The following is a 25,712-nucleotide window of genomic DNA, read 5'->3' on the forward strand; positions in this document are numbered from 1 at the left end:
GCCGCCGCCTTTGTTACAGTCAGGCCTTGTTTTGATGACGACAACAAGGAGCCCGCATTGACCCCATCCCCTCACCAGCACCAAGGCGGCAACGCCTTTGCCCGATTCTTCGCCCATGAAGCCGCTGGCGGCATCGTTCTGGGCATCGCGGCCGTACTGGCCCTGATCATCAGCAACAGCGGCTGGCGAGACACCTACGAGGCTTTCACCCGCATCCCGGGCACGGTCGACATCGGCGGCCTGGTGGTCCTTTCCAAGCCCTTGCTGCTGTGGGTCAACGATCTGTGGATGGCGGTTTTCTTCTTCCTGGTCGGGCTGGAAATCAAGCGTGAATTCGTCGAGGGCGAACTGGCCTCGCGCAAGCAGGCCATCCTGCCAGCGGCGGCGGCCCTGGGCGGCATGCTGGTGCCGGCCGGCATCTATGCCCTCATCAACCTGGGCGACCCGGTGGCCCTGCGCGGCTGGGCCATTCCGGCGGCCACCGACATCGCCTTTGCCATCGGCATCGTGATGTTGCTGGGTTCGCGCGTGCCGACCTCGCTCAAGGTCTTCCTCACGGCCGTGGCCATCATTGATGACCTGGGCGCCATTGTGGTCATCGCGCTCTTCTATACCGACCATCTCTCGCTGGGCATGCTGGCCGGTGCCGGAGTCGGGACGCTGATGCTGCTGCTGCTCAATCGCAGCGGTGTGCGGCGCGCCGATATCTACATCGTCGTCGGGCTGGTGATCTGGGTGTGCGTGCTCAAGTCCGGCATTCACGCCACCCTGGCCGGTGTGGTCACCGCGCTGGCCATCCCCATGCGCGATGCCGACGACCAGCCGCTGGCAGGCGCCCTGGAGCATGGCCTGCATCCCTGGGTGGCCTTCCTGGTGCTGCCCATGTTTGCCTTCGCCAATGCCGGCGTGTCCTTGCAGGGCATGTCGCTGGGCAGTCTGTTCGAACCGATTCCGCTGGGCATCGCCGGCGGGCTGGTGCTGGGCAAGACCATCGGCGTGTTCGGTGCGGCCTGGCTGATGATCCGCAGCGGACTGGCGGCCGCGCCTGCCGGCGCCAGCACCCGACAGTTCGTGGGCGTCTGCGTGCTCTGCGGCATCGGCTTCACCATGAGCCTCTTCATCGGCGGCCTGGCCTTCCAGGGATTGAGCCCGGACTTCGAAGCCAAGCTCAAACTGGGCGTACTGGGCGGCTCCATCCTGGCCGGAATGCTGGGAACCCTGGTGCTGTGGCGCAAGGAGATATAAGCGGCGTGAACATCTCGGTGCGTCTCTTTTTCCTCGTATCCACTTGGCGCGATGTCCTACATAAACATCATAAATACGCTTACGAGACGCACCAAGTCGCTATTTGGCGACGATTTACCGACTTTTTGTTTTGCAATGCAAAAAATTATATAAAAAATAAGTTATTGCACACCATTAGTGCGATTCCACCCGGAAACGGGCCTCTCGCGGGCTTTCGCTTCCACATGACGAAGTGAATCCCTACGACAACGAAATGCGCACTATGAGCTCGGCCATGAATTGCTGCTGCGCAGAACAAGCCCTTGTTTACATCAGCTTTTGGCAGTAGCAAGATACTTGCACGGGCCTGTAGCGGCGCGGCGTGGAAGGGCGCTGACGCTGATACTACTGACAACAGCGCCCGCAGCAAGCCGGGGATATTGTCGTTTCGACATTTTCACCCCTTGGGACGATAAGCCGGGCGAATAACAGTCCGGCCATCAAAAGCAGAGGAGACAAGCATGAAACTGATGGAATTGCTCATGAGCTACGGTAGCCAGGCACTGGTGTGGTACGCGATGTACGTGGTCGTGGGCAGCTGCGCCTTTGGTGCCTACGTCTGGCGCCGTACGCATTTCGGTCACTGATCCTCTCACCATCATCCTGACGCAGACTGGCCTTGTGGCCGGTGCTGCGTGTTCGAGGCAAGCCGGGGAGTCCGTACCAGTACTGGCCTGAAGCATGCCGTTTTCCATCCTGCGCAAGGGCGTGGACATGGGAACGGTGCCGTGCTGGTGACCTGCGCGCTTGGTCGTTTCACTACCGCATTTTCTTCTCGCAACGGCGGGGAGCGTCCGCTCGGCGCTCCCCGCCGTTTGTCGTTCCGGTGCCGGTGCCGGTCTGCCGAATCCTTCCTTACGCGTTCATCCGAGATGAAAAAAAAGCTGCACCGCAGCTTTATTTTCTGATTTTGCGGTGCTATTCTCCAATCCGCGCAAACGTTTGCGCACCGATAACGGCGTCTATCTTCTAGGAAACGCCGGCAACATCAATACTGGAGACCCAGATGAACAAATTCACCCGCCGCCATTTCGCCATCGCCGCTCTGGCCTGTGCAGTCCTCCCCGGCGCCGCCATGGCGCAGACCCCGGCCAAGCCCAAGGTGGCGCTGGTCATGAAGTCGCTGGCCAACGAGTTCTTCCTCAACATGGAGAACGGCGCCCGCGAATACCAGAAGGCCAATGCCAGCAAGTTCGACCTGATCGCCAATGGCATCAAGGACGAACAGGACACTGCCAACCAGATCAAGATCGTCGAGCAGATGATCGTCTCCAAGGTCAATGCCCTGGTGATCGCGCCGGCTGACTCCAAGGCTCTGGTGCCGGTGGTCAAGAAGGCCATCGACGCCGGCATCATCGTGGTCAACATCGACAACAAGCTGGACGACGCCGCCCTGAAGGAAAAGGGCATCACCGTGCCGTTCGTGGGCCCCGACAACCGCAAGGGCGCCAAGCTGGCCGGCGACTACCTGGGCAAGAAGCTGCAGAAGGGTGACAAGGTTGCCATCATCGAAGGCGTCTCCACCACCTTCAACGCACAGCAGCGCACCCTGGGCTTCCAGGATGCCATGAAGGATGTCGGCGCCAACGTGGTCACGGTGCAGTCCGGCCAGTGGGAAATCGACCAGGGCAACAAGGTCGCTGCCTCGATCCTGAACGCCCATCCGGACATCAAGGCCATCCTGGCCGGCAATGACAACATGGCGCTGGGCGCCGTGGCCGCCATCCGCGCCGCCGGCAAGACCGGCAAGGTGCTGCTGGTGGGCTACGACAACATCAACGCCATCAAGCCGATGTTGAAGGATGGCCGCGTGCTGGCCACCGTCGACCAGTTCGCCCAGCAGCAAGCCGTCTTCGGCATCGAGACCGCCCTCAAGGCGATCGCCGAGAAGAAGCCGCAAAGCGCCCTGGGTGGCGTGGTCGAGACCAAGGTCTCGCTGGTCACCAAGTAACACCGACGCCTCGCGCGTCTTCCTTGCAAGGTGCCTGCGCCCGTGACCGGGCGCAGGGCTTTGCCTCTCCCTCCTTGTGCGCTACAGAACCATGCAGCCCAACGACTCCCCCTCCCAAGGCTCGCCCCTGCTGACATTGTCCGGCATCGGCAAGCGCTACGCCGCACCGGTGCTCGATGGCATCGACCTGGATCTGCATCCGGGCCAGGTGCTGGCACTGACCGGCGAAAACGGCGCCGGCAAGAGTACGCTCTCCAAGATCATCTGCGGTCTGGTCGATGCCAGCGCCGGTCGCATGACGCTGGACGGTCTGCCCTATGAACCGGTCTCGCGCACTCAGGCTGAATCCCTCGGCATCCGCATGGTGATGCAGGAACTGAACCTGATTCCCACGCTGTCGATTGCCGAAAACCTGTTTCTGGAAAAATTGCCGCGTCGTTTCGGCTGGATCGACCGCAAGAAGCTGGCCGAGTCCGCCCGCGCCCAGATGGAAGTGGTGGGACTGGGCGAGCTGGACCCCTGGACCCCGGTCGGTGATCTGGGCCTGGGCCATCAACAGATGGTCGAGATCGCGCGCAACCTGATTGGCAGCTGTCGCTGCCTGATCCTGGACGAACCCACGGCCATGCTGACCAACCGCGAGGTGGAACTGCTGTTCTCCCGCATCGAGCGACTGCGCGCCGAAGGTGTGGCCATCATCTACATTTCGCACCGACTGGAAGAGTTGAAGCGCATCGCCGACCGCATCGTGGTCCTGCGCGATGGCAAGCTGGTCTGCAATGACGACATCGGCCGTTATTCCACCGAACAACTGGTGCAACTGATGGCCGGTGAATTGACCAAGGTCGATCTGGATGCCGGACATCGGCGCATCGGCGCCCCTGTGCTGCGTATCCGCGGCCTGGGTCGCGCCCCCGTCGTGCAGCCGGCCAGCCTGGCGCTGCATGCCGGTGAAGTGCTGGGCATTGCCGGCCTGATCGGTTCCGGTCGCACCGAATTGCTGCGTCTTATCTTCGGTGCCGATCGTGCCGATCAAGGTGAAATCTTGATCGGCGACAGCCAGCAGCCTGCACGCATTCGCAGTCCCAGGGATGCGGTCAAGGCTGGCATCGCCATGGTCACCGAGGACCGTAAAGGGCAGGGCCTGCTGCTGCCGCAAGCCATCAGCGTCAATACCTCGCTGGCCAATCTGGGCAGCGTGAGCCGCGTCGGCATGCTTGATCACGCGAGCGAGAGCAGCGTGGCGCAAGACTATGTGAAGAAACTGCGCATCCGCAGCGGCAGCGTGGCGCAAGCCGCGGGAGAGCTGTCGGGCGGCAACCAGCAGAAGGTGGTGATCGCCCGCTGGCTGTACCGCGATTGCCCCATCATGCTGTTCGACGAACCCACGCGCGGCATCGACATCGGCGCCAAGTCCGATATCTACCGCCTCTTTGCCGAACTGGCCGCACAAGGCAAGGGCCTGCTGGTGGTCTCCAGCGACCTGCGCGAGCTCATGCAGATCTGTGACCGCATTGCCGTCATGAGCGCTGGCCGCATTGCCGACACCTTCAGTCGCGATGACTGGTCGCAGGAGCGCATTCTTGCGGCTGCCTTCAGTGGTTACGTGGGCCGCCAGGAAGCCGTCGCGACGGCGCACGTGGCCGGCAATACCGCCTGAGCGGCCGGCACCCTCGGCCCGACTATCAACTGCCAAGAATCAACGAGACAGATGCAAACCTCTTCCTCTACCCCCGCCGTCAGCCGGCAAGCGGCCTATCTGGCCGGTTTCAAGAATTACCTGGGCCTGATCGCAGCGCTCCTGGCCATGTGCGTGATGTTCGCCTTCCTGAGCGAGAACTTCCTCAGTGCGGCGACCTTCATTACGCTGTCCAATGACATCCCGCCACTGGTGGTCATGTCGGTGGGCATGACCTTCATCCTCATCATCGGTGGCATCGACCTGTCGGTGGGCTCGGTAATGGCGCTGGCAGCCTCCATGCTGTCCATGGCCATGGTGCGCTGGGGCTGGCCGTTGTATGCTGCCGCGCCCCTGGGTGTGGTGGTGGCTGCGCTGTGCGGCACGCTCACCGGCATGGTCTCGGTGCACTGGCGCATTCCTTCCTTCATCGTCTCGCTGGGTGTGCTGGAAATCGCACGCGGCCTGGCCTACCAGGTCACCAATTCGCGCACCGAATACATCGGCAGCGCCGTGGACGTGGTCAGCTCTCCCATTCTGTTGGGCATGTCGCCGGCCTTCCTGGCGGCCATTGCCATCGTCATCATCGCCCAACTGGTGCTGACCCGCACCGTGCTGGGTCGCTACTGGATCGGCATCGGCACCAATGAAGAAGCGGTGCGCCTGTCCGGTGTGAACCCCAATCCCAGCAAGATCCTGGCCTTTGCCCTGATGGGCGCGCTGGCCGGTATCGCGGCGCTGTTCCAGGTGTCGCGCCTGGAAGCGGCCGATCCCAACGGCGGCGTGGGCATGGAACTGCAGGTGATTGCTGCCGTGGTCATTGGCGGCACCAGCCTGATGGGCGGTCGTGGTTCGGTGGTCAGCACCTTCATCGGCGTGCTCATCATCTCGGTGCTGGAAGCCGGCCTGGCCCAGGTCGGCGTGAGCGAACCGATGAAGCGCATCATCACCGGCGCCGTCATCGTGGTGGCCGTGATCCTGGATACCTATCGCCGTCGCGGTCAACGCCACGCACGCTAAGCGAAACCGCCATGGCCACCATCAAGGATGTCGCCAGGCTGGCCGGGGTGTCCTACACCACGGTTTCGCATGTGCTCAACCAGACGCGCCCGGTCAGCAGCGACGCCCGCGAGCGCGTACTGGCCGCGGTCAAGGAACTGGACTACGTGCCCAGTGCCCTGGCGCGCTCGCTGCGCAGCAAGGTCACGGGCAGTATCGGCCTGATCATTCCCAACAACACCAATCCGTACTTCTCGGAGCTGGCGCGCGGGATCGAAGATCACTGCTACGGGGCCGGCTACAGCGTCATCCTCTGCAATTCCGACGATGATCCGGACAAGCAGCGCGACTATCTGCAGGTCTTGCAGACCAAGCGCTGCGATGGACTCATCATCGCCACCCTGAACCAGGCCGACCTCAACCCGACCGGCAAGCTGGATATCCCGACGGTACTGCTGGACCGGGCGCCCAAGGAGCTCGATATTGATCTGGTCAGCACCGACAACGCCCTCGGCGGCAGCCTGGCGGCAAGTCATCTGCTGGAGTTGCAGTGCCGTCACGTGGCCTGCATTGCCGGACCGGATGGCCTGGAACTGTCGGACGAACGGGTGGAAGGTTTCCGCCGGACCTTGCAGTCGGGCGGACTGGCGTTGGCCGACAGCGACCTGCTGCATGCGGACTTCAGCGGCATCGGCGGCTATCAGGCGGCCATGCAGCTGCTGCAAGGCCGTCAGCGCAGTGCACGTCCGGACGCCATCTTCTGCTGCAACGACATGATGGCCATCGGCGTGCTGCGCGCGGCGGGTGAATTGCAGATCGACGTGCCGGGCGAATTGTCGGTGGTGGGCTTCGACGATATCGAACTGGCCCAGTTCGTCCATCCGCCGCTGACCACGGTGGCACAGAATACCCGCAAGCTGGGCAACCTGACGGCGCAGTTCCTGCTGGAACGCATCGCCGATCCTGCTCTGCCGGCGCGGCGCGAGACGGTGGCGCCACAGCTCCAGCTGCGCGGCTCGACCGCCCCACGTCGGAAAACCCCCTGAACACGGCATCACGCAACAGAACACCAGAGAGCACAAGAGAGTACACATGATCGTCATCATCGGCAGCGTCAACATGGACCTGGTCCTGCGCGTTCCGCGCATGCCCTTGCCGGGCGAAACCCTGGCCGGCGACAAATTCATGACCATCCCCGGCGGCAAGGGTGCCAATCAGGCTGTGGCCTGCGCCCGACTGTCCGCGCCCGGTACGGCCGTGGCCATGGTGGCCTGCGTGGGGGAGGATGCCTTCGGTCAGCAGATGCGCCAGTCGATTACCGCCTGTGGCATCGATGACCGCTACATCGATGAGGTGGCCGGTGAAGCCACGGGCATCGCCTCCATCATGGTAGACGCCAACGCCCAGAACAGCATCGTCATCGCCGCCGGCGCCAATGGCCGCCTGGACGTGGAGCGCATCGAACGCGCCCGACCCTTGATCGAACAGGCATCCATCGTCCTGCTGCAACTGGAAGTGCCGATGGCCACCGTCATCCACAGCATCGAACTGGCGCATGCCCTGGGCAAGATCGTGGTGCTCAATCCGGCACCGGCGCAGTCCCTGCCACGTGAACTGCTGCAGAAGATCGACTACCTGATCTTGAACGAGATCGAAGCCGCCATGCTGGCCGAGGAACAGTCCGACGACATTGCCTTGCTGGCGCACAAGTTGCACGACCTGGGCGCGCGCAATGTGGTGGTGACGCTGGGCGAAAAGGGGGTCTACGGTTCCTTCGCCGACGGTCGGCAGCGGCATCTGCCGGCGCGCAAGGTGCAGGCGGTCGATACCACCGCAGCCGGCGACACCTTCATCGGCGGTTTCATCGGTGCCATCGCACAAGGTCGCGACCAGTTCGATGCGCTTGCCTATGCCCAGGCGGCGGCCGCCCTGAGCGTGACCCGCGTGGGCGCCCAGACTTCCATTCCCCTGCGCGACGAAGTCGTGCTCTGATCGCTTTCCATTCTCATTGCCATGAAAAAGACAGCCTTGCTCAACGCCGCCATTTCCCAGGTCATTGCCACCATGGGGCATGGCGATACCCTGGTCATCGGTGATGTCGGCCTGCCGGCACCAGCGGGTGTACCGGTGATCGATCTCGCCGTGACCCGCGGCGTGCCCGACTTCATGACGGTGCTCACCACGGTGCTCACGGAATTGCAGGTCGAATTCCACATCGTGGCCGATGAGATGCAGAGCGTCAGCCCGGCACTGGCCGCACAGATCGCCACGCTGGACCTGCCACAAGCGCGCAGCATGTCGCACGAGGCTTTCAAGCAGGCTACCGCGCGCGCCAAAGCTCATATCCGCACCGGTGAATGCACGCCTTATGCCAACATCATCCTGGGCGCCGGCGTAGTGTTCTGAACAAATAAGTGACAAGAAAACACATTGATACAACTAGTTGTGTGATGACTTTGCGACACTTGCTGAAATAGTGTGATGCAATAGTTGTGCGATGAGTTTCCTTGGCGCATCATGCGGGCTCCAGAATAAAAAATGCAGTGGGGTTCGCATCCCTGTTCGATAACAAGAAGCTGGATCTTCGAGGACTGGAAGAGACAGACAATAAATGAACAGCATAGGGAAGCAGCATGTTTGGATATTTCGGGAATCTCAAGGTCGGCGCGCGCCTGGCGATCGTATTTGCCTTCATCGTGGCACTGCTGGCGGTGGTGAGCGTGACCGCCTTCATCAAGATCAACAACATCAATCGCGCGATCGACCAGATCGTCAATGACCGTTACCTGAAGGTGCGCTGGGCGTTCGATCTGCGCGATGGCGTCAATGAGCAGATCAAGTACCTGCGCGGCATGGCCATCGATATCGGCAACCTGGCCGGCAATGAAAAGCGCATCGGCCAGCTCGACGGTGCCGTTCGCGCCAGCAAGGAAGCCCTCGACAAGATCACGGCGCGCCAGGTCACTGCGGTCGGCCAGAAGAAGGCCAAGGTGCTCGACGATGCACGGCAGGTCTTCGATGCCAGTCGGGAGCAGTTTCTGGCCCTGATCCGGGCGGGTCAGGGGAGTGCGGCAGACGAATTCGTCTTGCGCAAGATTACCGACAGCCAGAACAAGTACCTTTCTCTGGCCACGGCCTTTGCCGATTCGCAGGACAGCCAGTTGCGCGCCGAAGGTGCGAAGGCCGTCGCTGACGGCGCGCTGGCAATCCAGGTGACCCTGGCCTGCTCGGTGGCTGCCGTACTGGCCGCCATCCTGCTGGGGTATTTGATGGCACGCTCTATCATCAAGCCGCTCAACGAGGCCGTCCGTGTGGCCGAAAATGTCGCTGCCGGTGACCTGACCACGCGCATCGAACCCCATTCCAGAGACGAGACGGGCCAGTTGATGGCGGCCTTGCGCAAGATGAACGACAACCTGGTCGATATCGTCACTGGTGTGCGACGCAGTACCGACTCCATCGCCACCGCCTCGGGAGAAATCGCCAGCGGCAACATGGATCTGTCGTCCCGCACCGAGCAGCAGGCGGGATCACTGGAAGAAACCGCCTCGGCCATGGAGGAGATGACTTCAACCGTACGCCAGAATGCCGACAATGCCCGTCAGGCCAACCAGCTGGCGGCCACCGCCTCGCAGGTAGCCTTGCAGGGAGGTGAAATCGTCGGCCGGGTGGTGACCACCATGGAGGAAATCAATCAGTCTTCCCGCAAGATCGTCGACATCATCGGCGTCATCGACGGCATCGCCTTCCAGACCAACATCCTGGCCTTGAATGCAGCTGTGGAGGCGGCTCGTGCTGGCGAGCAGGGGCGTGGCTTTGCGGTCGTGGCCTCCGAAGTGCGCTCGCTGGCGCAGCGTTCGGCGGCGGCAGCCAAGGAAATCAAGGGTCTCATCAGCGACTCCGTGGCCAAGGTCGAGGGCGGCAGCCTGCTGGTGGCTGAAGCGGGCCATACCATGGAGCAGGTGGTCAGCAGCGTTCGCAGCGTCACCGACATCGTCGGCGAGATCTCGGCCGCCAGCGTCGAGCAGAGTACCGGGATCGAGGAAATCAACCGGGCGGTCGGCCAGATGGATCAAAGCACCCAGCAAAACGCCGCCCTGGTCGAACAGGCCGCCGCGGCAGCGGGAGCCTTGCAGGAGCAGGCGGCCGCGCTGGCCTCGGCGATCAGCATTTTCAGGCTGGCACAAACTGCCACGGTATCCGTGGCGGCACCGGCCAAACCGGCAGTGCTGGCCCGTTCGACTGTGGCGACCCGGAAAGCTGCGACGGTCCCCGTTCTGCGCAGACCGGCAGTGGCGGCGCCCGCGTCTGCCCCTGCCCCTGCCAGCAAGGCCGCCGTACGCGCTGACGAAGATCTCTGGGAAACCTTCTGAGCCGCTGCGTCCGGCACGCTCTTGCCCGGCTGCCGCTATTCCGACAGGGAGGCGGCGCAATCTCCTATAGCCGTGGCCGGCCCGCCAGCTGATACTGTTGCGTTTGCAGGGCAGGAATCAGTCGATGCAAAGCGACCACGGGGAAGGGAGACATGCGAGCAGGCGGACAGACGGCAAGGATGACGAGGAGGGTCGGCAGGTTCCTGACCTGGGTGGCCCTGACGCTGCTGGCATTGATGGTCATGCTGGCACTGCTCATTGCCCTGTTCGACTGGAACCTGGCCAAGCCCTGGATCACGCGTGAGCTTTCTTCCGTGCTGGCGCGCGAGATCCGGGTCGATGGCCCCATCACGCTGGGCTGGTCGCTGGCCCCCGCGCACAGGGACGGCAGCAGTCGCTGGCTGCCGCAACTGCATTTCACCGCGCGCGAACTGCACATCGGCAATCCCGATTGGGCCCGCAGTGCGGACCACCTCCTGCGGGCCCGCACGCTGGACTTGCACTTTTCTCCCTTGCCCTTGCTGCGCTGGCATTGGCACATCAGCGACCTGCGCGTGGAGGGACTGGATCTGGTCATGGAGCGCGTCGATGAACGCCACAAGAGCTGGCGCTTTTCCGACCAGCCGCGTTCGCGCTGGAGTTTCGACATACAGCAGATCGTCTTCGAGCGCGCGCTGATCCGTTACGTGGACCAGCCGCTGGACATGGATCTGCGCTTCGATGCCCGGCCCCTGGTCAGCCCGACCAATCAGTCAGCAGAACTGCGCCTCGCGCCGGCCGCCCCGTCCGCACCGGTCGTGCAGGCCGCCGTCACCGGGCGCCTTGGCCAAGCCAGCATCCAGGGCAATCTGCGCGGCGGCGCCTTGCCCGATCTGCTCAACGAAGACAGCGTCTATCCCTTGCAGGCCGAGGGCGAGGTGGGTGAAGTCCACGCGGTGCTCTCGGGCAAACTCATCAACCCTCATCAATTGAGTCGAGCAGAACTGCAGCTGCGGCTCAACGGCGATAGCCTCGATCGTCTCTACGCCGCCAGCGGCGTGCCGCTTCCCGCCACGCGACCCTTCAGTACCGAAGGCGCGCTCACCATCACCCGCATCGATCCCGACACCCGCGCCTGGGACTGGCACTATGCCCACTTCACCGGCAAGGTCGGCGACAGCGATTTTTCCGGGGATGCCCACTACTATCGGGGCCCGCCCAAGAACCGCCTGCGCGTGACGGCGCAAGCCAAGCTCCTGCGCCTGTCGGACTACCTGCCCGATGTAGGGAAGAAATCCGCCGGGCATCCATACAAGTCCGACGCACGGGTATTGCCCGAACAGCAGGCCAAGCCACAGCGCTGGGCCAAGCTGGATGCTGAGATCGGCCTGCATGCAGAGCGGCTGCAGCTGCATCCGGACATTGCCCTGCAGGACGCCAGCACCACGCTGCGCCTGCAGGACCAGGTGCTGACGGCCGCACCACTGCGCTTTGCGCTGGCTGGCGGCAAGGGAGAGGGCGAGATCAGTCTGGATGGGCGTCAGTCTGATATCGGGGGCAAGCTGCAACTGCAATTGCAGGGGGTGCAGGTGCGTGAGCTGTTCCCGCGCCTGGCCCGCTTCGATGCCAGCTTCGGCAAGGTCGATGGCCGGGCCGATCTGAGCGGTAGCGGCAATTCGGTCGCGGCCATGCTGGCGCATGCCAACGGCGAGATCAAGGCCGATCTCAGCCAGGGCACCATCAGTCAATTCATCCTGGAGGCAACGGGGCTGAACCTGGCCAACGCAGTGTTCGCCAAGCTGTATCGCGACCAGCAGGTCAAGCTGCTGTGTGGTGCCGCCGATATCCGCATCAAGGATGGTCTGGCAGAGGTGCGCCACGGCATTCTCAACACCGAGGATGCCGCCATCGATATCCGTGGCCAGGTCGATCTGGGCCGGGAGACCCTGTCCCTCGACGTGGTCCCGCGCACCAAGCAGCTTCGCATCCTGTCGCTGCGCACGCCCTTGTATGTACGTGGCACATTCGCAAAACCGGACATCGGTGCCAGCAAGCAAGCCCTGGCAGCGCGGGCCGGTGCCGCCGCCGCCCTGGCGCTGGTGGCACCGGTGGCGGCGGTGATTCCGCTCATTACGCCGGGACAGAAGATCCCCGACGACTGCGCCCCCCACGCGGCCGCAGCACCCTCTTGAACTGGTACGGGCAGGATTATTTCAGCGCGGCGGGAGCGTTTTGCAGGAAGTGACAGTCATAGAAGCCAATCAACAAGACAGAGCGTGCCCGCCCACATGCGCGGTCATGGCAGGGGGGAGTCGTCAGGGAAGCTGACCTCAGGGTCGGTGATTCCATCAAGATGCCGACAAGCTCTACCGTGATCACGCAGCCGTGTTGGCGGAGGACGCTCAATCAGACCGGTGCGACGAGGAAGGGCGTTATCTTGGATCAGCAAGCAGCAATGGAAGGCAATTCTCCCCTGAGCAGAGCGTATCGACACGCCTTGCTGGAGGCGATCGATGACGGTTTCTGCATCATCGAATTCATCGATGGTCCGCATGGGCCGCTCAGTGACTATGTGCACATCGAAGCCAACTCGGGTTATTACCGGCATACCGGTATTGAGGGCATCGTTGGCAAGCGCCTGCGGGAAATCGAACCGGACAATGCCCAGGTCTGGCTGGATGTCTATGGCCAGGTCCTGCTGACAGGCCAGCCGCTGCGTTTCGAACAGGAATTCCAGGCCGTGGGCCGCCACATCGAAGTCTCGGCCACCCGAGTGGGGCCGGTGGAGATGCGCCAGGTCTCGGTGTTGTTCCGTGACATTACCGCACGCCGCCGCACCGAAGCCGCCCTGCGAGAAAACGTTCAGCGTGTGCAGCTGGCCATGGAAGCGGGGGCGATCATTGGTACCTGGATCTGGGATATCCCTTCGGATCGTTTCAACGTGGATGAGGGCTTTGCAGCGGCCTTCGGCGTGCCGCCGGAAAAGGGCCTGACCGGTCTGAAACTGGACGACCTCATGCAGTCGGTCCATCCGGATGACCGCGAGTTGCTTTCCACCCGCATCCGCGAAGCCCTGGCACGTGGTGGTGCCTATGCCCACCAATACCGCACCCGCCGGCGCGATGGCCGTTACTACTGGCTGGAAGCCAATGGCCGGGTGGAACTGATGCCGGATGGCCAGGCCAGCACCTTCCCGGGCGTACTGATCGACATCGAGGGGCGGCGTGCGGTGGAAGCCGAACGCGACCGTGCCCTGGCCGCGCTGCGCGCCCTCAACGACACCCTCGAACAACGCGTGCAGGAGCGCACCACTGCCTTGCTGGAGGCCGAGGAAGCCCTGCGTCAGGCGCAGAAGATGGAGGCCGTGGGGCAGCTCACCGGCGGGCTGGCGCATGACTTCAACAACATCCTGGCCGGCATCAGCGGCAGTCTTGAATTGATGAAAGTGCGGCTGGCCCAAGGCCGCATTTCCGACATCGAGCGCCACCTCAATGGTGCGCAGTCCGCCGTCAAGCGCGCGGCGGCCTTGACGCAACGGCTGCTGGCCTTCTCGCGGCGGCAGACGCTCGATCCCAAGTCGGCCGATCTGAACCGGATCGTGGCCGACATGCACGAGCTGATCGGCCGCAGCGTCGGCCCGGCCATCACGGTCGAAACCATCGCCGCCGGCGGTCTCTGGAATACCTTCGTCGACATTGGTCAACTTGAGAATGCCTTGCTCAACCTGTGCATCAATGCCCGCGACGCCATGCCGCATGGCGGGCGGCTGACCATCGAGACCGCCAACCGCTGGCTCGACGACATCGCCGCCATGCAGCGCGGTGTGGCACCGGGGCAATACGTGTCGCTGTGCGTGAGTGATACCGGCACCGGCATGTCGCCGGACGTGGTAGCGCGCGCCTTCGATCCTTTCTTCACCACCAAGCCGACCGGGCAGGGCACGGGGCTGGGGCTGTCGATGGTGTATGGTTTTGCCGGCCAGTCTGGCGGCGCCGTACGCATCTACTCCGAGCTGGGGCAGGGCGCCACCTTGTGCATCTATCTTCCGCGTTACGTGGGCCAGGCCGGGGACGACGATCTGCCGCTGCCCGAGGACAGCAGTGCTGCGGCTGCGCCTGGCAGCAAGACCATCCTGGTAGTCGATGATGAACCGCTGGTGCGCATGGTGACGGTGGAGGTCCTGAGCGACCTGGGATACAGCGTCATGGAGGCCGAAGATGGCCCCTCGGCCTTGCGCGTATTGGCCGCCTATCCCGAGCTGGATTTGCTGGTCACCGATGTGGGGCTCCCCAACGGCATGAACGGTCGACAACTGGCCGATGCCATCCGTGCGCCACGTCCGGAATTACCCGTCTTGTTCGTGACCGGCTATGCCGAGAATGCGGTGCTCAATCATGGGCATCTTGAGCGCGGCATGCAGGTGCTGACCAAGCCGTTTGCGGCCGATGTGCTGGCGCGCAGGGTGAAGGAGCTGATCGGGGACGATGGCGCTGCACCGCACTGATTGCCCCTCACGGCAAGACCGTCTCCGACGGGTGTTGGTACGGCTGGCAAAACGAAATGGTCGGCCATCAAAAAATGATTTAAATAATTTCGAAAAATGAAGGCTTGTTCTCTATATTGAGAGGCGGGCTTCTCATTCTTGAGCAATCATCGGCACTCTGTCATCGTTGGAGTGCTGCATGCAGGAACTCTCGGCAGGCCACGCGTCGACTGCGACGCTGGTGCCTGATACATCCTCGCTTCGTTCCCTCTCGGCTTTGTCTTTTGTCGCCACGGTGTGGTGGTCCGGTCCATGTCTCAGTTGCCGGTGCGCTTGTCCGTGCGTGAGGAAAGAACGCAGGGTGGTGCAATGTCTGATGTGCGCCAGCGTCGTCCCGGGGCAGAGTTGTCGGAAAGGCCGCGCTGGCGTCACCTCCGTCGTTGTGGACTCAGCGCCTCTGATCCATGCAAACAGCTCAGATGATGCAGATCGCATGAAGGAGGGGTTATGGTCCTGATCGTGTTTGGACTGCTGGCGGTGTTGAGCATCGGGTTCGCGTCCGTGTGCTATGTCGTGATTGACAATCCCGAATTGATAGCGCCTCCGCCACCAGTAAGGACGGCCAATTCGCCTCCCGAGTATGTGATTGGTGATCTGGGCGGGATGCCGGTCAAGATTGATCACGGAATTGTCCAATTCATCGAGTACGACGGCGATCCTGGCTGGGGCGAGAGGCGCAGAGGACCTCGTCCTGAACGTACCTACAGCTCGCGCCTGAGCAGCTTCGCTTTCGAGGTCCGGTACCCCGATATGAAAACGCGCGCCGACAAGGATGCGCAAGCAGATTACGAAAAATATCACCCGTTGTCTTCTTCACTCGGGGCGGAGCTCAGATGGACCAATCCTTGGATTGGTGGCGGGATTAGGTCCGGTTCTCGTTATCCGGGGCACGGAGCGATGGATCGCTTGTATCAAGCAACGACTTCGCACCCCGAAACCCGGGTAATGGGTGACCAGCTCGTGCCCATAGAGTCAGAGATTCCTGGGCTTGAACTGTTTGTTGATCTGGGTGCACATCCGACCACCGGCGAGTCATGGCGGTATTCCTCGATCGGGTCCGGAGATACCTACTTTCACCGTGATTCGAGCGGGAGGCCCACCACATACATCAATTGCAATTTCCGCAGCGGTACCCGGCGATATTCCCTATGTCAGCACGAGTGGAGCTTGGAATCGCTGGACCTGAATATCTGGGTCAGCACACTTTATCCTCCCGGACTTTTGCCGCACTGGCAGGACATCCAGATCAAGGTCAGTCAATTCATCTTGACCTTCCACCATGCCCAAACGACAGGGCCAGTTTCGCCTCCCGCCAATACCCGCCGCGATTGGTTCTCCGATGCCGGCTATCAGACCGATACCTATCGCGACGCCAGTGGCAGCCCCGTCAGCAGTGCGATCCAACTCGGCAAGACCAGCTATGACCTCTACGACCCCGGCCAGCGTGCCCATGCGGAATACCAGCTCTCTTCGCTCCATGATGATGGTCGACTGAACCAGCGCTACTGGCTTGACTTCAGCAGCCTGACCACACGATGGTTGCTCGGCGCCGCAGGCGGCTTGGGTTTCAAGCCGGCCGGCGAGCTCGGGTTCAAACTGCCGGCAGGCTGGTCCGACCCGATCGGAGCCTTCTACGACAGTCAGAGTGCCAGCTACGACCGCAGCGCCAGTATCGCCCTGGCAACCGTACGCGCCATGTCGGCCACTGGCCAGGCGCTGTCCGCCAGCCAACTGGCAGCGCTGGACGTCAATCGTGACGGGCAGGTCAGCTCCGGCGAAGCCGGGGCGCTGCGGCTGTGGGCAGACATCAACGAGGACGGGCAGTTGGGCAGCAACGAACTCATGAGCGTGACCAGGAACATCTCCCGCGACGATTACGGTTTCCTGACGCGCGGCAGCGGACGGGTCGTTGCGAACGCCATGAGCATGGCGGCACCACCTGCCCACACGCGCAGCGAGCCGGCCTATGCGGGCGTTCCCCCGAGCAATGATCAGGAGCTGCGCAAGCGGATGCAGGTCTATCCCATGTTCTCGGGGATTTTCCTGTGGAAGGCCGGCGAGATCATGCTCGGATGGAACAGGAACCAGTATGACTACATGATCGGTACCAACGGTGATGACCGTTTCGACGTCAACTACTTTGCTGCGGCACCGGCCTATCTCAGCCGGTACACCGGCCGGGTCAGATTCTTCATGGCCGGCGCGGGCAATGATGTCATGGGTGGTTCCGACCGCGCAGATACCTTGTGGGGTGGGACGGGCAATGACACGCTGTACGGCTATGCCGGAGCCGATCTTCTGTACGGCGAGGAAGGTGATGACACCGTCCTCGGCCACGACGGTAACGATCAGCTTGATGGGGGCGCCGGGAATGACCTGCTGCTGGGCGGTGCCGGGGAAGACCTGGTTTGGGGCGGGGAGGGGGCCGATGAGTTGCAAGGCAATGAGGGCAATGATCTGCTGCTGGGGCAGGCTGGCAATGACCGCCTTTATGGCCAGGCCGGCAACGACACGCTATGGGGTGGCGATGGCGCCGACGACTTGCAAGGCAATGAAGGCGGTGATGCGCTGTTGGGCGGGGCAGGCAATGACCGGCTCTTCGGCCAGTTGGGCAATGATCTGCTCATCGGGGGCGATGGCGACGATGTGCTGGTCGGCTTCATGGCCAGTAACGAGGCACGGCAAGGTCTGGTCGCAGGAGAGTCCGATGACGATGTCCTCCAAGGCGGTGCAGGCAACGACAATCTCTTCGGCGGACCGGGTGATGATCAGCTCAGTGGCGAGTCGGGCCGCGACCTGTTGCTGGGCGACGAAGGGCAGGACAGCCTGTGGGGCGGCAGCGACGATGACGAGTTGCAGGGTGGCGCAGGCAATGACCAGATGGACGGTGGCAGCGGACACGACAAGCTGTTCGGCCAGGCAGGCAATGACAGGCTGTGGGGCGGCGAGGGCAATGATCTGCTGATCGGCTTCACTGCCGGCAATGACCCCAAGCAGACCTTGCTGGCCGGTGAGACCGATGATGATGTCCTGTACGGTGGGGCCGGCAGCGATGTGCTCATCGGCGGAGTGGGGTCGGACCAATTGTATGGCGGCGATGATCGTGACGAGCTGCAGGGCGGCGCCGGCGATGACATGCTCATGGGCGAAGGCGGCAACGACAACCTGTTCGGGCAGGCCGGAAACGATACGCTCTATGGGGGTGAGGGCGACGACTATCTGCAAGGCTTCACGGCCAGCAATGAATCCCAGCAGCGCCTGATGGCCGGTGAGACGGACGACGATTTCCTCTATGGCGGTGCCGGCACCGATATCCTGGTGGGCGGCGTGGGCAGCGACTACCTCGATGGTGGCGCAGGGGCAGATACCATGGTCGGTGGCAAGGGTGATGATGTCTACATCGTCAACAGCGTCAACGATACGGTCTACGAGCAAGAGGGTGAAGGCTATGACACCGTCATCGCCAGCAGCAACTATCTGCTCAATGCCCATGTGGAGGAGCTGCGTCTGCTGGAAGGTTACCGCATCCATGCGACCGGCAACGCCCTCGACAACACGCTCATTGGCAACAGCGCCGACAACATCCTGGATGGCGTGACCGGTGCCGACCTCATGCGCGGCGGTGCGGGCAACGATACCTACTATGTCGACAACGCCGGTGACGTAGTCAGTGAGCGTGCCGGCGAAGGCCGGGACATGGTGCAGTCCAGCGTCAGCTATCGCTTGGGCGCCCAGGTGGAAGATCTCTTGCTGCTGGATTTTTCCAAGCCTGAGAAGGGCTCGGTAGATGGCAGGAACGTGCTGGTCTACGGCTATCCCAAGCGCAATGAATTGGATTACATGCAAGGCGACGCCGTCGACAACTACACCGGTACCTGCGCCTTGACCTCGATTGCCAACCTGCTGACCCAGGCCGGGCGACCGACCACGGAGGCGCAGGTAGTGAGGCTGGCCATCAACAACAACTGGACCGTCAACAATCCGGCGCTGCCGGCCCACCAGCTGGGCGGGACCAATGTGGAAGAGCAGCGCAAGCTCCTGAGCAGCTACGGCCTGCGCAATGACGTCGTGACCGGCTATAACGAGGTGGGCATGGCCAATCTCCTGCGCAGCGGACGCGGGGTGATCCTGGCCGTCAATGCGGGCCTGTTGTGGGGTGAGGAAGCCTACAAGGGAAACGGTGCGGTCAACCATGCGGTGACCTTGACCGGTGCCGTGGTCGGCGAATCCGATGGCGCACTGCTGGGGTTCTATCTGACCGACTCCGGCCGCGGTCGCGTGAGCGACATGACGCGCTTCGTCGATATCGGCAGCTTGCGGCGTGCTGCGGACTTGCCCAACGCCTACGCCATCCATACGCTGGAGCCGGTCAAATACTGGCAGGAAAACATCGACGCCACCGGCAATGAACTGGACAACAACATCGTCGGCAATCGCGGCAACAATGTGCTCCAAGGCATGGCGGGTGACGATGTACTCTCGGGAGCGGCAGGCGATGACATCCTGACCGGCGGCGCGGGCAATGATCGCCTTGATGGTGGCAGCGGTGACGATACCTATCGCTACCAGGCGGGAGACGGTGCCGATGTGATCCAGGATGCCGACGGCAACGATACCTTGCTCCTGGGCGAAGGGATTGCGGCCTCATCGGTGCGCACCACGGTGCAGGGAGGACGGCTGACGCTGGCCCTGGCAGGCGGCAGCGTGGAAATGGAAGCGAAGGCCGGCAAACTGGTCGACCGGATACAGTTCGCCGATGGCACCGTGTGGCATGCGCGGGCCGATGGATCCGGGTATGTCCCGACCCTTGCCGGGCCATTGACCATCACCGGCCAGCTCAGGCAAGGACAGACCGTCTCCCTCAATACTGCGCTGTCCAAGCCGGATGGCCTGGGCAATATCTCCTATCGCTGGGAACGCTCCGCCAATGGCCTCGACTGGACGGTCATTGCCGGTGCAACCGAAGCGTTGTTGCTGCTGGGCGCTGACCTGGTCGGGCATCGCTTGCGCGCCACCATGCAGTCGATGATGGAGGATGGCAAGAAGGAGAGCCGGGTCAGCGCCGTGAGCGAAAAGATTGGCAGCGCCAGTCACGAGCCGGTCAGCGCCGTGCCCTTCAGCGGCGAGCTGATACCGGGTGAGCCCCTGGCCGTCAGCAATACGGCGGTTGACCTGCACGGAGTGCTTGGCAACCAACCGCAGTGGTCTGCCGATGCCCTTGGGAGTACGCTCAAACTGGTACAGCCGCCTCTCGGCAAGCTGGGCATCCCATGGGACAACCTCGGGCCGCTGGGACGCAGCATTGTGAGCAGTTCAGGCAATGATTATCTGGCTGGCACGGCCGGCGCGGATCGGCTGGTCGGACTGCAGGGCCATGACGAATACATCGTGAACCACGCCGGCGACGTGATCGTCGAGGGGCTTTTCGAGGGTATCGACACGGTGTATGCCAGCGTCAGCCATACCTTGTCCGACAATGTGGAGAGCTTGACCCTGACGGGTACCATGGCTATCGACGGTAGCGGCAACGAAGGCCCCAACTCGATCAATGGCAACCAGGGCGACAATCGGCTCAGCGGGGGCGGTGGCAACGATACCCTCCATGGTGGCGCAGGGTCCGACACCCTGGACGGCGGGCCAGATAACGACTGGCTGGACGGTGGCACGGGCGGCGATATTTACCTGTTCGGTCGTGGCAGCGGCGAAGACACGATCAATGAGGCCGACCGCAGCGCCGCGGCGAGAGCATCGATGGATGTGGTGACCCTGGGCCCTGGTATCGCTCAGGATGACCTGCACGTGTCCCGCAACCGTTGGGATGACCTGGTCCTCAACGTGGTGGGCACGTCCGACAAACTGATGCTGTCAGGCTGGTTCTCCGATGCCGGGAGTGCCATCGACCAGATCAGGTTTTGCGACGGTACCGCCTGGGATGCCGGGAAGCTGACGGAACGATCCGCAATAGCTACTCGTCATGACGATTATCTCGTCGGGACCGGCGGTGCCGACCGGCTTGAAGGGCTGGCCGGCGATGACACCTATGTCGTCAATCATGCCGGCGACGTCATCGTGGAGAAACGCGGCGAGGGCGTGGACAAGGTCATGAGCAGCATGAGCTTCATCCTGACGTCCGAGCTGGAGCACCTTGAACTGACCGGGACCGGGGACATCGATGGCCGGGGCAATGCTGGGGCCAATCGCCTCCTGGGAAACTGGGGCAGGAACGTCCTCGATGGCGGTGCCGGTGACGACTATCTTGCCGGTGGTGGTGGCGGCGATACTTATCTCTTCGGGCCAGGTTCAGGTACGGATATCATCGACATCAATGACGGGGACGGTGCGGATGATGATCGCATCAGGATCGGGGCGGGCGTTCTCGAGCAACAGATCTGGCTGCGCCGGGTGGAAGAGGATCTTGAACTGAGCCTGTTTGCATCGGGGGACAAACTCAGCTTCAAGGAGTGGTTCGCCGACGATTCCAAGCGCTGGGACCGCATGGAGTTGAGCAACGGCAGATGGCTGGGTGCACCTGAGGTGGAGGCGCTTGTCTCTGCCATGGCCGCTTTTGCACCGCCACCAACCGGCCAGGCGACTTTGACACCCGGCTATCAGACGGCCTTGGCTACCGTCATCGCTACAAGCTGGCACTGACGCTGCATTCTGCGGCATTCCCTCTGCATTTCGTCGCATCCCGCTATCGTCCTGCCAGCGGCCTCAGCAGAATCGCTCCACCGATTCGCTGAAAGCCTGCCATGTCCCTCACACCCCTCATTGCACTCCACCTGAGCGTCGCGCTCGCTGCCGTCGTCATGGGCCCCTTCGCCTTCTGGGCCCGGCTGGGTCGCACGGCGCGGCCACGATGGCACCGTATCCTGGGCTATGCCTGGTTCAGCTGCATGGCCATCACGGTCCTGTCGGCACTCTTCATCCGTTCGCATGACCTGCCCAACATCGCGGGATACACGCCGCTGCATCTGCTGGTGCCAGCTACGACTTTCCTGCTCTACCGTGGGCTCTCGGCGGTGCTGCGCGGCGATATCGCGCTGCATCGGCGCACCATGCAGCGGGTCTACATCGGAGCCTGCCTGGTGGCAGGCGCGTTCACCTTGCTGCCGTCACGCTATCTCGGTCAGCTGCTGTGGGGACAATGGCTGGGTTGGCTGTAGGCCACCACAGGCCCTAGACTGCAGCGCCAAAGAAAGACCCGATGGCGGCCGTACAGCCCATGGCCAGCGAGCTCCACAGACTCACGCGCAAAGCGCCCTTCCACAGATTGGCACCGCCTGTTTTGGCGGCGACCGCGCCCAGTACCGCCAGCGACAGCAGGGCCGCAATTACAATGGCCGGCAACAGGCTGGCCGCCGGCGCCAGCAGCACCACCGCCAGCGGCAAGGCCGCACCGGCCGCAAAGCTCAAGGCCGACACCACGGCCGCCTGCACTGGCCGCGCCGCCGTGGTTTCGGAAATGCCCAGCTCATCACGCGCATGCGCATCCAGCGCATCGTGGGCCATCAACTGGGTAGCGACCTGATGCGCGGTTTCCTGGTTCAGCCCCCGCCGCATGTAGATGCCCATCAGCTCCCGATGCTCGCCTTCCGGATCGGTCGCCAGTTCCTCGCGCTCCTGGCTCAGGGCCGCATGCTCGCTGTCGGCCTGCGAATGGACGGATACGTATTCTCCGGTGGCCATCGACATGGCCCCCGCCACCAGCCCGGCTACGCCGGTGAGAAGTACGTTCTCATGCGATGCACTGGCCGCCACCACGCCCACCAGCAGGCTGGCAGTGGAGACAATGCCGTCGTTGGCACCGAGGACGGCGGCGCGCAGCCAGGAGATGGCGTCGACCTTGTGATGTTCGAGATGGAATTTGGCCATGGCACTTCAATTGCGAGGTTGCAGAATGGCGCAGATTCTAGGGCCGCACTGACGCAAAGGCCACGACAATTAGCGAAAATGAGGGCAATTCGTATTTGCCCGGCAGCCATTGTGGCCGGGGCGGGCCGGATTCGCTTTGCAGCTACCGCCCATTGCGGTCACGGTCCATCGCGCGCAATCTGATGCAGGCGGCCAGGTCGACACGGCCAGCGACGTGCCGATTGTCCATGGCCATTCCTGGTGAAATTTCTTCATATTCCAACCGGGCAGGGGCGGCAAGTGCCGCTATTGACGGCATCCGCCTGCATCCAGCTTCATTTCGCCCCGAAACCCTCGATTCGGCCGAACAGCAGCATGCCCGCCAGCATGGCCAGCACGAATATCAGCCCCTTGCCCGACGCCATGCCCAGCAAGACCAGCGCCGGTCCCGGGCAAATGCCGGCGATACCCCAGCCGACACCGAAGAGCAGGCTGCCCAGCACCAGCCGACGGTCGATCGTGCGCGTGGCAGGCAACTGCATGGGGGCATCCAGCCAGGCGCGTGAGCGGCGGCGCGCCAAGGTGAAGGCGGGCATGCCGATGGCGATGGCGCCGGCCATCACCAGGGCCAGCGAGGGATCCCAATGACCCGCCAGGTCCAGAAAACCCAATACCTTGGCCGGATCGGCCATGCCGGAGACGATCAGACCAAGACCAAACAACAGACCCGCGACCAGCGCGGCCAACATGCGCAGGAAATTCATGGCAGCGCTCCTTGCAGATCCAGTACGTGACGCAGCAGATAGACGCTCAGGAAACCGGCGCCCATGAAGCAGGCCGTGGCCACCGCCGAGCGCGGCGACAGGCGCGACAGCCCGCACACGCCATGACCGCTGGTGCAGCCGGCGCCGTAGCGGGTGCCTACGCCGACCAGCAAGCCGGCCAGAATGATTTCCGCATAGCCGGCATCAATGCGCAGGGCGGGCAGGGCGTGTATGAGCGCATACAGGACCGGTGCGAGCAGCAAGCCCAGTACGAACAGCAGGCGCCAGGCACGGTCCGCTGCCTGCGGTGGCAGCAGCCCCGCCACGATGCCGCTGATCCCGGCGATGCGGCCATTGCACAGGACCAGCACGCTCGCGGCCAGTCCGATCAGCAGGCCACCGCCCAAGGCGGCAGCAGGGGTGAAGCTATTCCAGGCAATCTCCATGGTCATTCCTTCGGGCAATAAAGTTGATACATCAGGCCCAGCATCTCCAGCAGCCTGGGATCGGCGACACGGTAATACACACGCTTGCCTTCCCGCCGCGTACTGACCACGCCTTCATTGCGCAAGACACCGAGTTGCTGCGACAGGGTGGGCTGGCGGATGTCGAGTGCTTCCTCCAGCTCGCTCACGCACATTTCGGTTTGCGAGAGCTGGCACATCAGCAGCAGCCGGTCTTCATTGGCGAGCACCTTGAGCGCAGCCACGGCCTGGCCGGCGGCACGGCGCATCTGCTCGGCTTGCAGCGGGGAAGAGGTGGTCATGGGATTCAATATGCTTTTCAATAATATATTTAAATGTATAATATATGGACCGCATGGCAATTGCAAGCCTAAGCACAAGCGCAAGTGAAGAAAAAGGGAAAAGGTCGGGCGGCCAGTGAGCGCGGCTCAGGAGGCGGCGTGCAGCAGGTCGATCAGGTGCCGGCTGGCCTGCTTGGCGGCGGCCATGGCTTCTTCGGCAAAGGCAAAAGGAGCATCCTCACCGCAGAATTGCAGCTTGCCGTTGATGTAGAGATCCCAGGTCCAGCCGCTGCCGGTGTCACTCGGACACTTGAGCTCTATTCTGACCAGCTCGTCGCGATACCTGAAAAGTGCCTTCCTCATCCTGCCCGCCGGGTTTCTTATGGTGAAGCAGCAAGCTCGACAGCACTTGCTCCTGAGTTGCCAAAGTGTACGCCATTACCAGCTTGTCAATAATGGCATTAGATTGCATATAGTCGCTACTATGCTTTCCATTCTACCCATTAGTAACATTTATTGCTGAGTGGTAACCGGCGGCGGCCAGGCATGCCCGAGATGCTCAGGCAGCCTCAGGCAGAATGCGGGCCGCCGGCCAAGAGCCGGTCCAGCAATTCGTCGTAGTGATGATGGGGGGTGGTGATGGCGAAGAAGCTTTCCACCAGCTCGCTGGTCTGGCCGGCTACCACCAGTGTGCCATTGCGCAACTCGTCCTGTACCACCACCTCGGGCAGCACCGTGAGCCAGCCGCTGTCACGGGCGATCAGACGCAGCATGGCCATGTCATCGACCTCGGCGCGCATGCGCGGGCGCACATCGTTGGAAATGCACAGCGCATCGAACTGCATGCGCAAGGCGTGGCGCGGACCGGGCAGAGCCATGTCGACCCCTTCCAGATCCTGCGGAATACGCAGGCTGCGGGCTTCCCAGCGATGCGCCGGCCCCACCACCGAGACCGCCTGGCTGCCCAGGAAGCGGCAGTGCAGCGGCCGGTCGGGATCGGAGGGGACGGTTTCGTTGGCCAGCACCACATCAAGCTGGTGCTGCATGAGTCGTTCCAGCAAGCCCTCCAGCAAGCCCGACTCCAGCGTCAGGGAGACCGAGGGATCCGAGAGCATGGGCCGGATCCAGTTTTCCTGATAGTTACGCGACAGCGTGGCCACGCTGCCCACCCGCAGACGCGTCACGCCGGCCGAGCGCCCCTCCAGCCGGCCCAGCATTTCCTGGCTGAGGCCAAAGATGTTGTCGGCATAGTTGAACACCAACTGCCCGGTATCGGTCAAGCTCAGGCGGCGACCTTCACGGATGAAGAGATCTTCATCCAGCTGCTTCTCCAGCTGCCGAATCTGGGCCGATACGGCCGACTGTGAAGTATGAAGCTCTTCCGCCGCCCGGGTGAGATGGCCGAGCTTGGCAACCCGCCAGAAATAACGCAGATGATGAAAGTTAAGCTGTTCTAGACGCATCGTTCTTATTTTTGAATGAATTTGTTCTCATAAATGTAATTTACAGAACGATCGATGGCAAGCATCATGATGGCATTCC

19 protein-coding genes are annotated in these 25,712 nt (G+C 62.6%); 13 read left to right on the forward strand and 6 right to left on the reverse strand.

Going from position 1 to position 25,712, the window contains the following annotated elements; genetic code table 11:
- Nucleotides 1–57: 57 nt before the first annotated feature.
- The 13 genes from nhaA (at nucleotide 58) to GWL_RS08305 (ending at nucleotide 21,973) form a co-directional block, all read left to right on the forward strand.
- Complete coding sequence (gene nhaA, locus GWL_RS08245; RefSeq protein ID WP_008328655.1) at nucleotides 58–1,245, forward strand: Na+/H+ antiporter NhaA; 1,188 nt, start codon at nucleotides 58–60, stop codon at nucleotides 1,243–1,245.
- A 500-nt stretch (nucleotides 1,246–1,745) separates the two neighbouring features.
- Complete coding sequence (locus tag GWL_RS24015; protein ID WP_008328661.1) at nucleotides 1,746–1,871, forward strand: hypothetical protein; 126 nt, start codon at nucleotides 1,746–1,748, stop codon at nucleotides 1,869–1,871.
- A gap of 419 nt (nucleotides 1,872–2,290) precedes the next feature.
- Nucleotides 2,291–3,235, forward strand: coding sequence for a sugar ABC transporter substrate-binding protein (locus GWL_RS08250; protein WP_008328663.1), 945 nt, complete (start codon nucleotides 2,291–2,293; stop codon nucleotides 3,233–3,235).
- 91 nt (nucleotides 3,236–3,326) lie between these two features.
- Complete coding sequence (locus tag GWL_RS08255) at nucleotides 3,327–4,895, forward strand: sugar ABC transporter ATP-binding protein (protein WP_008328665.1); 1,569 nt, start codon at nucleotides 3,327–3,329, stop codon at nucleotides 4,893–4,895.
- 51 nt (nucleotides 4,896–4,946) lie between these two features.
- The gene (locus GWL_RS08260) at nucleotides 4,947–5,933 is read left to right on the forward strand and encodes an ABC transporter permease (protein WP_008328675.1); all 987 of its coding nucleotides are present in this window, start codon (nucleotides 4,947–4,949) and stop codon (nucleotides 5,931–5,933) included.
- 11 nt (nucleotides 5,934–5,944) lie between these two features.
- Entirely contained in the window at nucleotides 5,945–6,958 is a 1,014-nt protein-coding gene (locus tag GWL_RS08265) for a LacI family DNA-binding transcriptional regulator (RefSeq protein ID WP_008328690.1), read from the forward strand.
- Between the two features lie 46 nt (nucleotides 6,959–7,004).
- Nucleotides 7,005–7,904 carry a ribokinase gene (gene rbsK / locus GWL_RS08270; RefSeq protein ID WP_008328691.1) on the forward strand — a complete coding sequence of 300 codons (900 nt, stop codon included), beginning with the start codon at nucleotides 7,005–7,007 and terminating at the stop codon, nucleotides 7,902–7,904.
- A 21-nt stretch (nucleotides 7,905–7,925) separates the two neighbouring features.
- A complete protein-coding gene (rbsD, locus tag GWL_RS08275; RefSeq protein ID WP_034350298.1) occupies nucleotides 7,926–8,318 on the forward strand; it encodes a D-ribose pyranase in 393 nt (130 codons plus the stop codon).
- 227 nt (nucleotides 8,319–8,545) lie between these two features.
- Nucleotides 8,546–10,285, forward strand: coding sequence for a methyl-accepting chemotaxis protein (locus GWL_RS08280; protein WP_008328694.1), 1,740 nt, complete (start codon nucleotides 8,546–8,548; stop codon nucleotides 10,283–10,285).
- A 179-nt stretch (nucleotides 10,286–10,464) separates the two neighbouring features.
- Complete coding sequence (locus GWL_RS08285; RefSeq protein WP_050978073.1) at nucleotides 10,465–12,456, forward strand: AsmA family protein; 1,992 nt, start codon at nucleotides 10,465–10,467, stop codon at nucleotides 12,454–12,456.
- Nucleotides 12,457–12,719: 263 nt separating this feature from the next.
- Entirely contained in the window at nucleotides 12,720–14,768 is a 2,049-nt protein-coding gene (locus GWL_RS08290) for a response regulator (protein ID WP_008328697.1), read from the forward strand.
- Nucleotides 14,769–15,974: 1,206 nt separating this feature from the next.
- Nucleotides 15,975–21,458 (forward strand): calcium-binding protein, encoded by a 5,484-nt coding sequence (locus GWL_RS22705; RefSeq protein WP_008328699.1) that lies wholly within the window; start codon nucleotides 15,975–15,977, stop codon nucleotides 21,456–21,458.
- A 101-nt stretch (nucleotides 21,459–21,559) separates the two neighbouring features.
- Nucleotides 21,560–21,973, forward strand: a complete 414-nt coding sequence (locus tag GWL_RS08305) for a DUF2306 domain-containing protein (RefSeq protein ID WP_081486046.1) — start codon at nucleotides 21,560–21,562, stop codon at nucleotides 21,971–21,973.
- 13 nt (nucleotides 21,974–21,986) lie between these two features.
- Here GWL_RS08305 and GWL_RS08310 read toward each other — a convergent pair whose 3' ends face one another.
- From GWL_RS08310 to GWL_RS08335, 6 genes are all read right to left on the reverse strand, one after another.
- Nucleotides 21,987–22,682 (reverse strand): VIT family protein, encoded by a 696-nt coding sequence (locus GWL_RS08310; RefSeq protein WP_008328702.1) that lies wholly within the window; start codon nucleotides 22,680–22,682, stop codon nucleotides 21,987–21,989.
- Nucleotides 22,683–22,996: 314 nt separating this feature from the next.
- The gene (locus GWL_RS08315; RefSeq protein ID WP_008328705.1) at nucleotides 22,997–23,425 is read right to left on the reverse strand and encodes a DUF6691 family protein; all 429 of its coding nucleotides are present in this window, start codon (nucleotides 23,423–23,425) and stop codon (nucleotides 22,997–22,999) included.
- Nucleotides 23,422–23,871, reverse strand: coding sequence for a YeeE/YedE family protein (locus tag GWL_RS08320; protein ID WP_008328707.1), 450 nt, complete (start codon nucleotides 23,869–23,871; stop codon nucleotides 23,422–23,424). Before GWL_RS08320 ends, GWL_RS08315 begins: the two co-directional genes overlap by 4 nt.
- Before the next feature lie 2 nt (nucleotides 23,872–23,873).
- Entirely contained in the window at nucleotides 23,874–24,191 is a 318-nt protein-coding gene (locus GWL_RS08325; protein WP_008328717.1) for a metalloregulator ArsR/SmtB family transcription factor, read from the reverse strand.
- Nucleotides 24,192–24,317: 126 nt separating this feature from the next.
- Nucleotides 24,318–24,533, reverse strand: coding sequence for a hypothetical protein (locus GWL_RS08330; protein ID WP_008328720.1), 216 nt, complete (start codon nucleotides 24,531–24,533; stop codon nucleotides 24,318–24,320).
- A gap of 206 nt (nucleotides 24,534–24,739) precedes the next feature.
- The gene (locus GWL_RS08335) at nucleotides 24,740–25,633 is read right to left on the reverse strand and encodes a LysR family transcriptional regulator (RefSeq protein ID WP_008328721.1); all 894 of its coding nucleotides are present in this window, start codon (nucleotides 25,631–25,633) and stop codon (nucleotides 24,740–24,742) included.
- Between the last annotated feature and the right edge of the window lie 79 nt (nucleotides 25,634–25,712).

The sequence above is a fragment of the Herbaspirillum sp. GW103 genome (genome assembly GCF_000261365.1).
Taxonomy (GTDB): Bacteria; Pseudomonadota; Gammaproteobacteria; order Burkholderiales; family Burkholderiaceae_D; genus Herbaspirillum.

What these genes read in the sequence shown, in the direction of transcription:
- GWL_RS24015 (WP_008328661.1), top strand. Translation starts at nt 1,746, where the DNA reads ATGAAACTGATGGAATTGCTCATGAGCTACGGTAGCCAGGCACTGGTG.
- GWL_RS08250 (WP_008328663.1), top strand. Translation starts at nt 2,291, where the DNA reads ATGAACAAATTCACCCGCCGCCATTTCGCCATCGCCGCTCTGGCCTGT.
- GWL_RS08255 (WP_008328665.1), top strand. Translation starts at nt 3,327, where the DNA reads ATGCAGCCCAACGACTCCCCCTCCCAAGGCTCGCCCCTGCTGACATTG.
- GWL_RS08260 (WP_008328675.1), top strand. Translation starts at nt 4,947, where the DNA reads ATGCAAACCTCTTCCTCTACCCCCGCCGTCAGCCGGCAAGCGGCCTAT.
- GWL_RS08265 (WP_008328690.1), top strand. Translation starts at nt 5,945, where the DNA reads ATGGCCACCATCAAGGATGTCGCCAGGCTGGCCGGGGTGTCCTACACC.
- rbsK (WP_008328691.1), top strand. Translation starts at nt 7,005, where the DNA reads ATGATCGTCATCATCGGCAGCGTCAACATGGACCTGGTCCTGCGCGTT.
- rbsD (WP_034350298.1), top strand. Translation starts at nt 7,926, where the DNA reads ATGAAAAAGACAGCCTTGCTCAACGCCGCCATTTCCCAGGTCATTGCC.
- GWL_RS08280 (WP_008328694.1), top strand. Translation starts at nt 8,546, where the DNA reads ATGTTTGGATATTTCGGGAATCTCAAGGTCGGCGCGCGCCTGGCGATC.
- GWL_RS08285 (WP_050978073.1), top strand. Translation starts at nt 10,465, where the DNA reads ATGACGAGGAGGGTCGGCAGGTTCCTGACCTGGGTGGCCCTGACGCTG.
- GWL_RS08290 (WP_008328697.1), top strand. Translation starts at nt 12,720, where the DNA reads ATGGAAGGCAATTCTCCCCTGAGCAGAGCGTATCGACACGCCTTGCTG.
- GWL_RS08305 (WP_081486046.1), top strand. Translation starts at nt 21,560, where the DNA reads ATGTCCCTCACACCCCTCATTGCACTCCACCTGAGCGTCGCGCTCGCT.
- GWL_RS08310 (WP_008328702.1), bottom strand. Translation starts at nt 22,682, where the DNA reads ATGGCCAAATTCCATCTCGAACATCACAAGGTCGACGCCATCTCCTGG.
- GWL_RS08315 (WP_008328705.1), bottom strand. Translation starts at nt 23,425, where the DNA reads ATGAATTTCCTGCGCATGTTGGCCGCGCTGGTCGCGGGTCTGTTGTTT.
- GWL_RS08320 (WP_008328707.1), bottom strand. Translation starts at nt 23,871, where the DNA reads ATGGAGATTGCCTGGAATAGCTTCACCCCTGCTGCCGCCTTGGGCGGT.
- GWL_RS08325 (WP_008328717.1), bottom strand. Translation starts at nt 24,191, where the DNA reads ATGACCACCTCTTCCCCGCTGCAAGCCGAGCAGATGCGCCGTGCCGCC.
- GWL_RS08330 (WP_008328720.1), bottom strand. Translation starts at nt 24,533, where the DNA reads ATGAGGAAGGCACTTTTCAGGTATCGCGACGAGCTGGTCAGAATAGAG.
- GWL_RS08335 (WP_008328721.1), bottom strand. Translation starts at nt 25,633, where the DNA reads ATGCGTCTAGAACAGCTTAACTTTCATCATCTGCGTTATTTCTGGCGG.